This is a genomic window from Pseudoduganella sp. R-43, from assembly GCF_049913255.1.
Lineage (GTDB): Bacteria > Pseudomonadota > Gammaproteobacteria > Burkholderiales > Burkholderiaceae_D > Rugamonas.
This window is the reverse complement of the sequence record NZ_CP183988.1, coordinates 6,417,321-6,430,225: the sequence shown is the minus strand read 5'-3', so window position 1 is coordinate 6,430,225 and position 12,905 is coordinate 6,417,321. Positions and strand designations below refer to the sequence as shown.

General features: G+C 63.5%; 12 protein-coding genes. 10 read left to right on the top strand and 2 right to left on the bottom strand.

Annotated elements, in window-relative coordinates:
* The first annotated feature begins 15 nt into the window (after positions 1-15).
* From ACN9M3_RS29440 to ACN9M3_RS29430, 3 genes are read left to right on the top strand one after another with little or no spacing between them, the layout of a single operon-like run.
* Positions 16-4,530: a cobaltochelatase subunit CobN gene (locus tag ACN9M3_RS29440; protein WP_426319482.1), complete on the top strand. Its 4,515-nt coding sequence runs from the start codon at positions 16-18 to the stop codon at positions 4,528-4,530.
* Positions 4,527-4,970: a MotA/TolQ/ExbB proton channel family protein gene (locus ACN9M3_RS29435; RefSeq protein WP_426319481.1), complete on the top strand. Its 444-nt coding sequence runs from the start codon at positions 4,527-4,529 to the stop codon at positions 4,968-4,970. Before ACN9M3_RS29440 ends, ACN9M3_RS29435 begins: the two co-directional genes overlap by 4 nt.
* Entirely contained in the window at positions 4,967-5,326 is a 360-nt protein-coding gene (locus ACN9M3_RS29430; protein WP_426319480.1) for a hypothetical protein, read from the top strand. The genes ACN9M3_RS29435 and ACN9M3_RS29430 overlap by 4 nt, the downstream gene beginning before the upstream one ends.
* On the opposite strand, the gene ACN9M3_RS29425 is transcribed toward ACN9M3_RS29430, so the two are convergent.
* Entirely contained in the window at positions 5,323-6,039 is a 717-nt protein-coding gene (locus ACN9M3_RS29425; protein WP_426319479.1) for a FadR/GntR family transcriptional regulator, read from the bottom strand. The genes ACN9M3_RS29430 and ACN9M3_RS29425 overlap by 4 nt on opposite strands.
* 66 nt (positions 6,040-6,105) lie before the next feature.
* Here ACN9M3_RS29425 and lhpH point away from each other — a divergent pair, with 66 nt between their 5' ends.
* From lhpH to ACN9M3_RS29410, 3 genes are all read left to right on the top strand, one after another.
* Entirely contained in the window at positions 6,106-7,116 is a 1,011-nt protein-coding gene (lhpH, locus tag ACN9M3_RS29420) for a trans-3-hydroxy-L-proline dehydratase (RefSeq protein WP_426319478.1), read from the top strand.
* Between the two features lie 4 nt (positions 7,117-7,120).
* Positions 7,121-8,035, top strand: coding sequence for a delta(1)-pyrroline-2-carboxylate reductase family protein (locus ACN9M3_RS29415; protein WP_426319477.1), 915 nt, complete (start codon positions 7,121-7,123; stop codon positions 8,033-8,035).
* A gap of 93 nt (positions 8,036-8,128) precedes the next feature.
* Positions 8,129-9,037, top strand: coding sequence for a M28 family peptidase (locus tag ACN9M3_RS29410; protein ID WP_426319476.1), 909 nt, complete (start codon positions 8,129-8,131; stop codon positions 9,035-9,037).
* On the opposite strand, the gene ACN9M3_RS29405 is transcribed toward ACN9M3_RS29410, so the two are convergent.
* On the bottom strand, positions 9,034-9,765 hold the full coding sequence (locus ACN9M3_RS29405) for a substrate-binding periplasmic protein (RefSeq protein ID WP_426319475.1): 732 nt from the start codon (positions 9,763-9,765) through the stop codon (positions 9,034-9,036). The genes ACN9M3_RS29410 and ACN9M3_RS29405 overlap by 4 nt on opposite strands.
* On the opposite strand from ACN9M3_RS29405, the gene ACN9M3_RS29400 reads away from it, so the two are divergent.
* The 4 genes from ACN9M3_RS29400 (at position 9,764) to ACN9M3_RS29385 (ending at position 12,902) form a co-directional block, all read left to right on the top strand.
* A complete protein-coding gene (locus ACN9M3_RS29400) occupies positions 9,764-10,219 on the top strand; it encodes a hypothetical protein (protein ID WP_426319474.1) in 456 nt (151 codons plus the stop codon). The two genes, ACN9M3_RS29405 and ACN9M3_RS29400, sit on opposite strands and share 2 nt — an antisense overlap.
* Positions 10,220-10,315: 96 nt before the next feature.
* On the top strand, positions 10,316-11,239 hold the full coding sequence (locus ACN9M3_RS29395; protein ID WP_426319473.1) for an STM4504/CBY_0614 family protein: 924 nt from the start codon (positions 10,316-10,318) through the stop codon (positions 11,237-11,239).
* Between the two features lie 215 nt (positions 11,240-11,454).
* Positions 11,455-12,105 carry a TetR/AcrR family transcriptional regulator gene (locus ACN9M3_RS29390; RefSeq protein WP_426319472.1) on the top strand — a complete coding sequence of 217 codons (651 nt, stop codon included), beginning with the start codon at positions 11,455-11,457 and terminating at the stop codon, positions 12,103-12,105.
* A gap of 143 nt (positions 12,106-12,248) precedes the next feature.
* Positions 12,249-12,902, top strand: coding sequence for a protein-L-isoaspartate O-methyltransferase family protein (locus ACN9M3_RS29385; RefSeq protein WP_426319471.1), 654 nt, complete (start codon positions 12,249-12,251; stop codon positions 12,900-12,902).
* Positions 12,903-12,905: the final 3 nt, after the last annotated feature.

Below are 12,905 nucleotides of genomic sequence, written 5' to 3'. Positions count from 1 at the left end.
GCTCGGAATCCTGCTGTGCCTACCACTACCTTTGCCCGGACCATTGTGGTCCTGCTATGTGCGTTCGCTTGCGCGCGTGCCAACGCCGCCGTGCTGTTTGCCATCGTGACCGAACGCGCTGCGCCTGTCGCCATCGAGGCGGCCCATCGCCACCTGGCCGGCCATCCCCAGGACCGTATCGTGTTGCGCACGCCCGCGCAATGGATGGCGGCCGACGACAAGCAAGCCGCCCAGTGGCTGGCGCAGGCGGACAGCATCCTGGCCGTATCGCTGTTCGGCGACCCGGCCCGGCGCCTGAAGGAATTCTTGCCGCGCCATGCCCGCCCGCAGGCCAGCGTGCTGGCCATGAATGGCGAGGCCACGCTTAGCCTGCTGTCGCGCGGACGGCAGGGCAGCTTGCAGGGCTTTTCGCCTGAAACGCTGCGCCAGCTCTCGACCGAGCAGCCGCCGGAAGCGGCACTGCAGGCAGCCAGGGCGCGACCGGCGGCAGGCCAGTGGCTGGCTGCGCGCCAGGTCTGGCAGGCCGGTGGCCGCGACAACACGGCAGCGCTGCTTGCGCACCTGCTCGACCCCTCGCGCGCCCTGGCCGAGCCGCAGCCGGAACCGACGCTGCGCCTGCGCGCCGGCCAGCGCGAACTGCACGACGCGGCGGCATGGGGCAGGGCGGCGCAGCTAGGCCTGCAGGCGCGTCCTACCGTGGTAGTGCTGGACCTGTCGAACATGGATGGCACGGTGCCCGATGCCGTCTGCAAGCAAGTCGAACGCATTGGCCAGCAATGCGTGCAGGTGCTGCCGCGCTGGGGCGGCGCCTCGCGCGAGGCGCTTGAGCGCTTGCCGGAACTGATTGCGCCTGCCGTGCCGGCCGCCATGGTGGTGCTGCAGGACTTTGTGGTGGGCGCCGCCGAAGGGCGCGAAGCCGTCAGCGAGGCATTCAAGAAGCTCGATATCCCGCTGTTCAAGGCGATCCGGCTGTCCGACCGCACCGCCATGCAATGGCGCTTGTCGCCGGACGGCTTGCCGCCTGATTCGGTGCAGTACCGCGTGGCGCTACCCGAGCTGCAGGGCATCGGCCAGCCCATCGTGGTGGCGGCACTGGGCGAGCCGCAGCGCGACAAGCTGACCGGCATCGAGAATCGCCCGCCGGTAGTACTGGCGGCGGAAGCGGAGCGCCTGGCTGCGCGCGTCGAGCGCTGGCTGGCCTTGCGCGCCAAATCCAACCGCGACAAGCGCGTGGCGCTGGTGTACTACAATCACCCGCCGGGCCGCCAGAACATCGGCGCCGACAACCTTGATGTGCCGGCTTCGCTGTTCGACATGCTGCACGCCCTGAAGGACGCCGGCTACACGGTCGGCGAATTGCCGGCCACGCCGGAAGCGCTGCTTGACCGCATCATGGCGCACGGCGTCAACCTGCCTGAGGACCGCGGCGCCTTGCGTGAACTGGCGGGCTCCGTGAACAGCGTCAGCGCCGCCGATTATGCGAAGTGGTTCGCGACGCTGTCGCCGCGCGTGCAGGGAGAAATGACCAGCGGCCTGCTGGGCCGCTTGCACGCCGACGTGCTGGAAGCGGAAGCTGCCGGCGAATGGGCACTCGGCCGCAAGCAGGCGGAAGTCGTGATCAAGGAACTGCAGCACCTGGTGGAGGGCGCCGATCATCCGCAGCGCGAGGCGGCGATCCGCGACCTGGCTGCGCTGTCCGATGGCTATGCGGGCTGCCTGCAGGCGAAGGCGCCGCGCCGCTGCGCTGCGCTGGAGCCGCTGCGACGCCGGGTCGCGTCCTACGGCATCGAGGGCTTGAAGGGCTGGGGGCCTGCACCGGGCAAGATCATGGTCGACAGCGGCAAGCTGCTGGTGCCGGGCATCCAGTTCGGCAACGTGTTCATCGGACCACAGCCGCCGCGCGGCTGGGAAGTGGACGAAGAGCTGCTGCATGCGAATACCAGCGTGCCGCCCCCGCACCAGTACCTGGCCTTCTACCACTGGCTGCGCGACCGCTTCAAGGCCGATGCGCTGGTGCATATCGGCCGCCACTCGACCTATGAGTTCTTGCCGGGGAAGGCGGTCGGACTTTCGGCCGACGACTTTCCCAGCCTGATCGCGGGCGACCTGCCCGGCATCTATCCCTATATCGTGGACGGCGTCGGCGAAGGCACGCAGGCCAAGCGGCGCGGCCTGGCGGTGATGGTTGACCACCTGACGCCGCCGCTGGCGTCCACGCCGCTGTACGACGAACTGCTGTCGCTGCGCCAGATTGTGGAGAGCTACGAGGCAGCCAGCTCCGACACGCTGAAGGCCAAGGCGGCGCAGCTGATGCGCGAGCGCGTTGTGGCCCTGAACCTGAAGGCGGAACTGGAAGCGTCGATGGCCGACGTGCTGGCCGTGCGCGGCATCGGCTTCGACGCGGCCGACGACGACCTGCTGGCGCACGAAGTGGGCCACTACCTGACAAAGCTGCAGGAAAAGTTCATGCCGCACGGCCTGCACATCTTCGGGCGTCCGTGGAAGCGGGACTCCATCGACCTGATGCTGGAATCGATGAAGAAGGGCGGCATCGACGATCCTGAGGTTGCGCGCAAGCTGGCTGCGTCGCCGCTCAATGAAATGCGCGCGCTGCTGGCGGGCCTGGATGGCCGCTTCATCGAACCGGGCAAGGGCAACGATCCCCTGCGCTCGCCGGAAGCGCTGCCGACCGGCCGCAATTTCCATGCGGTCGATGGCGATATCCTGCCGACCAGAATCGGCTACCAGATGGGCTCCAGCCTGGCGGCCAAGGCTGCGGCGCGTGAGCATTCCGATGCGGGCAGCGAAGGCATCCTGCTGTGGGCATCCGATGCGGTGCGCGATGAAGGCGTGATGGTGGCGTTCGCGCTGGCGATGATGGGCGCCGAGCCGGTATGGAATGCGCGCGGCATCGTCAACGATGTGCGGCTGGTGCCGGGCGCAGTGCGGCGCGATGCGCTGGTGACCACGTCCGGCCTGTTTCGCGACCTGTACCCGAACCTGATTCGCCTGATCGACCGCGCCGGTCGAATGTCATTGGCCGCCTCCGCTGCGGGCATCGCCGAGCAGGAGCCTGCATTGCGCGAGGCACTGGAAGCTGCGCTGGCGCCGCTGGGCAGCAGCGCAGGCGCCGGCAGCGGCAGCACCGGCGCCAGTGCCAGCGCTGCATGGGGCCGCGAGCCGACAGCGAACAACCGCGTGGCGCGTGAATGGCTGGTGCGCGTGCGCGCGCTGCAAGCGGGCGGCATGCCGCTGGCCGATGCCGGCCGCGCCGCCGCCCAGCGCATCTTCGGTGACGCTCCTGGCGCTTACGGCGCCGGCGTCAACCGCCTAACCGAGCGTTCCGGCGCCTGGCGCGAGCGCGACGAGATCGGCAAGGCTTACCGCAACCGCATGGGGCATGCCTACGGCCTCGATGCGAGCGGCGAGGCAAACCATGCCGCCTTTGACGTGGCGTTGGACGGCATCACGCGCACCTACCACGGCCGCGCCAGCAACCTGTACGGCCTGCTCGATAACAATGACGCCTTCGATTACCTGGGCGGCCTGTCGCTGGCCGTCGAGAGCCGCACCGGCCGCGTGCCGGAAGCGCTGATCCTGCAGCACGCACAGCCGGGGCGCGCCGACGTTGAGCCGCTGGCTTCCGCCATGCTGGGCGAACTGCGCGGCCGCTTCCTCAACCCGGCGTGGATCAAGCCCCTGATGGGGCATGGTTATGCCGGCGCCCGCACCATGGGGCAGGAGTTCCTGGAGAACCTGTGGGGCTGGCAGGTCACGCGGCCGGACCTGGTGAAGAACTGGGCCTGGGATGAAGTGAAGTCGGTCTACTTCGACGATGCGCATAAGCTCGGCCTGCCGCAATTCCTCGGCCAGCGCCACAACGCGCACGCCAAGGCGCATATGCTGGCAATCTTCATGGTGGCGGCCGAGAAGGGTTACTGGAAAACCGACGATGCCACCGTCAAGAAAATGGGCGGCGAACTGGCCCGCCTGGTTGCCAGCAACGGCTTGCCGGGCAGCGGCCACACTGCACCTGACCACCCGATGTGGCAATGGCTGTCGCCGCAGCTCGATCCGGCCGACGCGCAAGCTTTGGCCAGCACCCTCGCCAAGGCGCGCGGCGATGCGCTGGCTGCCGAGGCGTACGCCACTGCCGTTCCGGCCGGCGCCAACGCTGCCGCCGGCGCGCAACCCGGCTCTGCGCCAGCCATCGCCGCTGCCTCGCAAGCGGAAGCCGCGTCCGAGGCAGCTGCGCGCAACAGCGCTGCGCCCGACGCAGCCCGCCCGGCGCAGCAACGGCGCACCACGCACGACGCCGCCGAAATGGGCGCCGTTGCGCGCGCAAACGCCCAGTCGGCGCAGCCGCGTGCCTACGAGTTGCGCGATCTTGCCGAACCCACGCAATCCCCCGCCGAGCGCGCCATGCACCTGCTTGCCCTGTTGGCCGCCCTGGCCGCCGGCCTGGCCCTGTTTGCGCTGGGCGTACATCGCGGCATCCAGACACCCATCCTCAAAGGAGCACATCAATGATCGACAACCAAACCTACGCCTGGCTGCACGACGGCGTCAGCTACCTCCTCGCGCCGGCGCTGCTGGCCCTCCTCGTCGCGTGCGCCATTGCGGTAGTGGAAGCAGGCATCGCCGCCGGCGAACGTTTCAGCGGATTGAAAAAGCTCCGCGCAGCCGGCAACGCCGCCCACATCCAGGCCCTTGCCCGCCATCGCCTTGAGCGCGCCGACCTGCTGGCCCGCATCCCCCCGATGCTGGGCCTGATGGCCACCATCATCCCCCTTGGCCCAGGCCTGGCAGCCCTTGGACAGGGCAACCCCGCACAACTAGCCAGCGCCGTCACCGTCGCATTCGACGCCACGGTTCTCGGACTGGTTGCCGGCATTGCCGGCCTGGTGATCGGCAAGCTGCGCCGCCGCTGGTACGAAGAAACGCTCGACGCCATGGAGCACGCGGCATGAGGGACCAGCCCCAAGCTCCCGGCAATGCCGCCGTCCCGGCCCGCAAGCGCCTGCGCCTGTACCGCCACCTGGACTCCCGCTTCGACGACAGCGACGAAGACCCGCGCGCGAGCCTGGTCAACCTGGTCGACGTGATGCTGGTGTTCGCCTGCGGCCTGATCGCAGCCATCGCCGGCAGCCAGGGCGCGCTCCAGCACAAGCCGGTGGAGAAGGGCCGTCAGATCGAGCGCCCCGCCGACGGCGTGACGCAAGCCGGCAGCGGCTACGACCGCGTCGGCGAAGTATTCCGCGACCCAAAGACCGGCCAACTGGTGCTGATCGAGCCCGCAAAGACCGAAGCGGCTCCACGCCCTTAAGCGTAGGTGAGGATGTCCTTCTGCACGCGTTCCAGGTGCTGGCGCACATAAAAGCGCGCCGCCTCCTGGTTGCCGCTGGCGATGGCTTCGTAGATTAGGCGGTGTTCGTAGACGTACAGGCGGGCGCGGGCCGGATCGTGGATGCCGGTATCGCGCAGTTGGCGCCATAGCGGCTCATCGACCGCGCCCGCGACGACGCCGGCGATGGCGATCATGACCGGGTTGCCGCTCATCGCGGCAATGCGCTGGTGGAACTGCCGGTCGAGTTCATTCCATTGCTGGCGCGCCCCGGCATCGGCCCAGTCGCTGATGGCCTCCATCTGGTCCAGCAAAGCTTCCATTTCCCGATCGCGCTTGCCCACTGCCGCCGCGAATTCGGCGATCAGCGGTTCGATGGCCAGGCGCGCGGCCAAGGTTGCGCTTGGGCTGGTATCGGCCGCCAGCGGCGCGCCTGCCGCGCGGATCGCGTCCAGCGCACCCGGCTGCACATAGGTGCCGGAATTGGGCCGGGTTTCGAGGATGCCGCGGTTGACCAGCGCCGCAATCGCCTCGCGCACCGTGGCGCGGCCAACGCCCAGCGCTAGCGAAAGGCTGCGTTCCGCCGGCAGGCGCGTACCCGTTGCATATTCCCCGGCCAGCACCATGCCCTGGAGGCGGTCGGCGACGATCTCGTACAGTTGCGGCGCCTGCAGGGCGGAAGCGAGTTTGTTCATTTTGGTCTTTTTAATAATCCAATGTGGTTATAATCTGAACCAATTTTACCAAGCCTGCTGCCAACCATGCTGACCTTTTCCCGTACGATCCACACTATCGACGCCCACACCGGCGGCGAACCGCTGCGCATCCTGATGAATGGCTTGCCCGCCATTCCCGGCGCGACCATCCTCGAGAAAAGGGCGTGGTTGAAGGAGCACCGCGACGATCTGCGGCGCTTCCTGATGAATGAACCGCGCGGCCATGCCGACATGTACGGCGCCTACCTGCTGCCGCCTGTCACGGCAGACGCGGATTTCGGCGTCATCTTCATCCACAACGAAGGCTATAGCGATATGTGCGGCCACGGCATCATCGCCCTTGGCAAGGTGCTGGTGGAAATGGGGCACGTCGAGCGCCAAAGCCCGGTCACCCGCATTGGTTTCGACACGCCGGCCGGCTTCATCGAAGCGCGCGTGGCATGGGACGGCCAGCGGGCAGGGGAGGTGACCTTCAGGAATGTGCCGGCCTTCATCCTGGCGCGCGACCTCGAAGTGGAAACGCCGGGCTTCGGCCGCATCGCCGGCGACATCGTGTTCGGCGGCGCTTTCTACTACTACATCAACGGCGCGCAAGCGGGCCTGGAAGTGCGGCCGGAACAGGTGCGCGCGCTGATCCAGCTCGGCGCGGAAACCAAGGCGGCCGTCATCGCCAGGGCGCGCATTCGCCATCCCCTCGAGCCGGGCCTGGACCAGCTGTACGGCACCATCATCGACGGCGCGCCGAACCGTCCCGGCGTGGACCAGTCGAACGTCTGCATCTTTGCCGACCGCGAGGTGGACCGCTCGCCCACTGGCACCGGCACCTCCGGCCGCGCGGCTCAGTTGTTCCTGCGCGGCCAACTGCCGCTGGGACAGCCCTATGTGAACGGCAGCATCGTCGGCAGCGCCTTCACCGTGCGCGTAACCGAAAAAGTGAAAGTGGGCGAGTTCGACGGCGCTATTACCGAAGTCACAGGCAGCGCCCATATCAGTGGCTTCAACCAATGGGTGCTGGAAGACGCCGACCCGTTCCCGACCGGTTTCTTCTTCCGCTGACGTCATGCAGATTTTCGATCCCGCGCAAACCGCCCAGGCTTTGCCCTACGACCGCCTGGTCGACGCACTGGCCCAGGCCGCCAGGGAACTGGCCGCAGGCATCATCAAGGCACCGGAACGATTGGCGGTCGGGATCGATGCGGACAGCACGCTGCTCTGCATGCCTGCCGTTGCCCCCGATCTTGGCGTCACCAAGCTGGTTACCGTCCATACCGATAATGCGCGGCACGGATTGCCGGCGATCCAGGGCGAAGTGGTGGTGTTCGATTCCGCGACTGGAAAGCGCCTGGCGCTCCTCGACGGCCCAACGGTCACGCAGCGCCGCACTGCGGCCATGTCCCTGCTTGGCATCCGCACGCTGGCGCCGCGCAAGCCCGTAACGGTGCTGCTGATCGGCACCGGCGCGCAGGCAGCGGCACACGCCGAGGCACTGGCCGACTACTTCGGCGTGGCAGAACTGCATGTCGCCGGCAGCAGCATGGCGAAAGCGATGCAGTTTGCCGCCGTGCTGCGCGCCCGCCATCCCGGCGTGAACATCGTGCCGGTCGGCGAGGGCGAGTTGGCGCAGCATGCCGCAGCGGCCGACGTGGTCATTGCACTGACCACCTCGCGGCAACCGGTCGTTCCCGCTGCGTTACCGCCCCATACACTTGCTATCGGCGTAGGCGCATTTCGCCCTGGCATGGCTGAACTGCCGCCTGAATTGCTGCATGCCCGCCAGGTTGTGGTGGACGACCTGGCCGGTGCGCGGCACGAAGCCGGCGACCTGCTGCAAGCGGCCATCGCCTGGGATCGGGTGCTGCCGATTGCCGATATCCTCGCCGGCGCCGCGCCGCACGGGCCGCTGGCTCCGGTCTTTAAAACGGTCGGCCAGGCCGCTTGGGATCTGGCGGCAGCACGGGTAGTATGTGCGATTTGATAACAAGGCACAGGAATGGGTTTTTTGCAGTCCTTCACAAGTAGCTCCCGCCGCCTCATTGTTACGTCAGCAGTCATCTGCGCGGGGATATTGATGTTGACCGTATTGCTCTGCCAGCCCATGGTGGCCTCGGTGCCATCCACGCCTCCCTCTGTCGATCCTGCCCGGCTCGAGGCACACGTGAAAAAACTGAGCGTCGATTTTTACCCGCGCTCTTTCGATCACGCCGCAAACCTGGAACGTACCGCGTCCTACATCGAAGAGCAATTCAAGGAAGCTGGTGCGCAGGTATCTATCCAGGACGTGATCGTCGACAAAGCACGGTACAAGAACGTCGTCGCCCGCTTTGGTCCCGAGCGCGGGCGCCTGCTGGTGATTGGCGCGCACTACGACAGCCACGGCGGCACACCGGGCGCCGACGACAATGCCAGTGGCATCGCTGGCTTGCTGGAACTGGCGCACTTGCTGGGGAAATCCGCACCAGGCCGCCCGGTCGAACTGGTGGCATATACCCTGGAAGAGCCGCCACACTTCCGCTCGCCCCACATGGGTAGCGTGTGGCATGCCCGCGCGCTGAAAGCAGAGGGGCGTGATGTGGAGTTGATGCTCTCGCTGGAGATGATCGGTTACTTTAGCGACAGTCCGGGAAGCCAGGCGTACCCGCTGTCCGCGATGAAGCTTGCCTATCCGGATCGCGGCCATTTCATCGCCCTGGTGGGACAATTCGGCGACTTTGGCCTTAGCCGCTCAGTGAAGGCGGCAATGTCGGGAGCGTCGGACTTGCCGGTCTATTCGCTTAACGCGCCAGCCTTTGTGCAGGGCGTCGATTTTTCCGACCATCGCAGTTATTGGGCGCAAGGCTTCCCGGCGCTGATGGTGACCGACACGGCATTCATGCGCAATCGGAACTACCACCGCGCCGGCGATACGTTCGACAAGCTCGATTACAAGCGCATGGCGATGGTCGTGCAGTCGGTCTACGCGGTGTTTGGCCGGGACTAAAGAGTTACGCCGTACTTGGCGTAGATTCTGGCGATGGCGCCCGAGCGCTTCATTGCCAGGATGGCTTCATCCAGTTCCGGCAACAAGGCTTTCTTGTTGGGGTGGATGCGCATCGATACATCAAACGAGCCCAGAACGTCGCCGAGGACGAACTCCCGGTACTTGGGCACCAGGAGCATGTTGTATTGCGCGACCGCCTTGTTGATCAAGATCTGGTCCATCCGCCCGGCAGAGAGCATGGCCATGAGCTGCGCTTCGCTCACGGCGTCCGAGCGATGCACGAGGCCACTGTCAAACAGTTCGCGCAAGTCCGGGTAGGTGTAGCCCCTGACCAATCCGATCGTCCTGCCACTCAGGTCTCTTGGCGTGCTGATTCGAAAGTGCTTGCCCGGGGCGAACACGAGCACGTCAACCACCTTCCCGAACGGCACTGAAAACTGGCCAGGAACCCGTTGCTTCTTTACCCAGCCGGGGAAGACACCAGGTTCGAGGTCGATCTGCCCCAGGTCGAACTCTTGGGCAAGCCGCGCGTAGGGAAAGTACCGGATCTGGAAGCGATGGCCGGTAATTTTGCTCAGCTCGTCCAGGATTTCCTGATAAATGCCCGCCTGCTCGCTTTCGATCATCATCGGCGGGTAATTGTAGAAGCCGACCCTGAGCGTGTCGGCGTGCGCGTCCGCACACCAGGCGGCGAACACAAAGCATGTCGCGTAAAAAAGGCGTCCCATGGTTGTTCCCGGCAAGGCGGAGTGGGGTTTGCATTCACTATTACGCCGCTGTAAATCCAAGTCAAGCAGTGATCTCGGAAGCTTCATTCTTGACTACCGAAACGAGAGTGCGAAGTTCACGGCCCGCGGTTGCCGGCATCCGGTCATCCTCTTGGTGGACAATGACAGCGGCGTTGCGACAATCTACAGCATCCCCAAACAGATAACTAAGAGCAAGGTGACAGGGCATGAGCCCTCCGTTCATATCGCGGCCCATCTTTATTTGCCCGCGACGCTGGTTATCGCGGGCGCGGCGGAGTCACTGATCGGAATTTTTTACTGTTCGACCAATTCGATTGTCGTCCGTGGAAAGACGTTTGATCTTAAGCTTGATGAGGAGACTGAGAAGCACTACTGGAAAGTAGTTTTTTGCGCAAAAGGTTGTGAAGGCCCCGGCGGAAAAGATCGACTTTAAAAGGTTCAATCCGATACTATCAAATATCGTTTCAGTAATCGTTGCCCACGCGAAGAAATTCGTCGGGTCCTAATAAGATTCAAGAGAGAGGAAAAAATGGGAGTCTTCGATTTATTTTCAAAGCGACAAAAGCGTGCAAGGGGGGAAATTCCCGATGTGTATGTCTACGATGACTTACCACAACCGTTGCGTGTTCAGATCGTGCACATCGTGAGGGACGCGTTTGGAGTCGATAGCTATGGTTCGAACCATGTGGAGGAAGCCTATAAATTCGTTAAACAGACACTATGCCGTGAGTACGGGCAGTTCGAGCTCGTAAAAAATCCAAGATCAGATCAAGATTCGGTTTTCAATTTCTTTTTGCAGGAAGAATCGATTGAACGCTCTCTTGATGTGGTGGAATTATGCTTCAAATTTATCCACTTTCACATAGCTGAAGACCAAACATATAATTATCACACGATGCGCAAGGTCGCGCCGGGTGATGCAATTTCAGAATTGAATGCTCGTTTCAAGGAACACGGAGTTGGGTATCAATTCGAGTCCGGCGAGATTATTCGTGTTGACTCTCAATTCCTACATGCTGAGGCTGTTAAGCCAACGCTGGTGATTCTCAGGGATAAGAATTTTAAAGGGGCTAACGAAGAGTTCTTGAAAGCTCATGAACACTATCGACACGCACGCTATAAAGAGTGCCTTGTGGACGCGCTGAAAGCGTTCGAAAGCACTATGAAAACAATTTGCATTTTGCGCAAGTGGCCAACTCAGCCAACGGATACCGCGAAGAACTTGATCGCAACCTGTCTCAGCAATGGTTTGTTTCCAGCCTACTTCGATTCACAGTTCACTTCAATCCGTGGTCTTCTGGAAAGCGGCGTCCCAACCGTACGAAATAAAAACGGCGGCCACGGCCAAGGTGCTGCACCTATAGCCGTTCCTGAATACTTGGCTCGATATGCATTAAACCTCACGGCAACAACCATCCTTTTTATGGTCGAGGCGCATCAGACTACAAAGTAACATCTTCATGACCGAGAATGGAGCGTACTCGGTCGATCCCTTTCGTTGGGCCTAAACTCAAGTGTGATCTCGCGGGGCAGCAACTTATTGCCAACGCAAGTAGATGTGACGCCAGCGCAAGCGGATGCGTCGTCCAACGCTGAAACTTGACGCCGGCGGGCGCGGGAACTAAGATAACTGACTCATGAGTAAGTTACTGAAACGCAACTTTAAGTATGCAAGACCCGACTGATACCAAGCCCCGCTGGGAACGGCGCAAGGACGCGCGTCCGCAGGAATTGCTGGCCGCCGCGCTGGAGCTGTTCGTCGATCGCGGCTTTGCCGCCACCCGCCTGGAAGACGTGGCGCGCGCCGCCGGCGTCTCCAAGGGCACGCTCTATCTATATTTCGAGAACAAGCAGGAACTGTTCAAGGCCGTGGTGCGCGAGACCATCGTGCAGACTATCGGCCAGGCCGAAACCGATGCCGCCGCCGCCCGCGACATGCCCAGCGACGAGCTGCTGCGCCAGATGCTGCGCACCTGGTGGACCAAGGTCGGCGCCACCAAGGCCGCCGGGCTGGCCAAGCTGATGATGGCCGAATCGGGCAATTTCCCCGAACTGGCCCTGTTCTATAACGAAGAAGTCATCGAGCGCGGCAGCGCGCTGCTGACCCGCATCCTGGAACGCGGCGTGGCACGCGGCGAATTCCGGCCGCTCGACCCGGTCATGATGACCAACGTCCTGGTCGCCCCGGTGCTGACGCTGATGATGTGGAAGCACAGCTTCTTCCCCTGCGAAACCCACGAGGGCATCGATGCCGACGCTTTCATGGACACCTTCCTCGGCCTCGTGCAGCAGGGCCTGGCCCCGCAAAAACCAGCTTAAATTGCCGAATTTGGTCGTTCACCCCCCCAAATCTGCAGACTGTCGCAATTTCCCGCGGTCCGTTGTCTTAATCGTTAATATGCCCACCTGACCAGACAAACGATAAAATGACGGATTATTTATCCCTCACCGAGTCAACAAAGATGAATATCGAACAAGCCCGTTTCAATATGATCGAACAGCAAATCCGTCCTTGGGACGTGCTGGATACGGACATCCTCGATCTCTTGCTGGTCGTAAAACGCGAGAATTTCGTGCCAGAAGCCTACAAGAACCTGGCTTTTGTCGACACTTTCATTCCGCTGCCGGGTGGCGAGCAGATGCTGACCCCGAAGCTGGAAGCGCGCATCGTGCAAGACGCGCAAATCAAGAAACATGAAAACGTGCTGCTGGTTGGCGCGGGCACCGGCTACCTGGCCGCGCTGCTGGCGCACCGTGCCCGCCACGTGACCGCCGTCGAAATCGCGCCCGAACTGAAGGCGCTGGCGGAAAAGAACCTGGCGGCGAACGGCATCGCCAACGTGACCGTGGAACTGGGCAATGGCGCCCAGGGCTGGGCCAACGGCGCGCCGTTCGACGTGATCGTGTTCTCCGGCTCGCTGCCGGTACTGCCGGAAGCAGTGCTGCAGCAAGTGAAGGTGGGCGGCCGCATCGTGGCCATCATCGGCGATTCGCCCGTGATGTCCGCGCACCGCATCACCCGCACCGGCGACCACGGCTACGACACCGTCAAACTGTTTGAGACCGATGTCAAGCCGCTGGACCTGGCGGTGAAACCTTCGGCGTTCACTTTCTAAGGA

Excerpts from the sequence above, each read along its gene's own strand:
- ACN9M3_RS29435 (WP_426319481.1), top strand. The coding sequence starts at position 4,527 with ATGATCGACAACCAAACCTACGCCTGGCTGCACGACGGCGTCAGCTAC.
- ACN9M3_RS29430 (WP_426319480.1), top strand. The coding sequence starts at position 4,967 with ATGAGGGACCAGCCCCAAGCTCCCGGCAATGCCGCCGTCCCGGCCCGC.
- ACN9M3_RS29425 (WP_426319479.1), bottom strand. The coding sequence starts at position 6,039 with ATGAACAAACTCGCTTCCGCCCTGCAGGCGCCGCAACTGTACGAGATC.
- lhpH (WP_426319478.1), top strand. The coding sequence starts at position 6,106 with ATGCTGACCTTTTCCCGTACGATCCACACTATCGACGCCCACACCGGC.
- ACN9M3_RS29415 (WP_426319477.1), top strand. The coding sequence starts at position 7,121 with ATGCAGATTTTCGATCCCGCGCAAACCGCCCAGGCTTTGCCCTACGAC.
- ACN9M3_RS29410 (WP_426319476.1), top strand. The coding sequence starts at position 8,129 with ATGTTGACCGTATTGCTCTGCCAGCCCATGGTGGCCTCGGTGCCATCC.
- ACN9M3_RS29400 (WP_426319474.1), top strand. The coding sequence starts at position 9,764 with ATGGTTGTTCCCGGCAAGGCGGAGTGGGGTTTGCATTCACTATTACGC.
- ACN9M3_RS29405 (WP_426319475.1), bottom strand. The coding sequence starts at position 9,765 with ATGGGACGCCTTTTTTACGCGACATGCTTTGTGTTCGCCGCCTGGTGT.
- ACN9M3_RS29395 (WP_426319473.1), top strand. The coding sequence starts at position 10,316 with ATGGGAGTCTTCGATTTATTTTCAAAGCGACAAAAGCGTGCAAGGGGG.
- ACN9M3_RS29390 (WP_426319472.1), top strand. The coding sequence starts at position 11,455 with ATGCAAGACCCGACTGATACCAAGCCCCGCTGGGAACGGCGCAAGGAC.
- ACN9M3_RS29385 (WP_426319471.1), top strand. The coding sequence starts at position 12,249 with ATGAATATCGAACAAGCCCGTTTCAATATGATCGAACAGCAAATCCGT.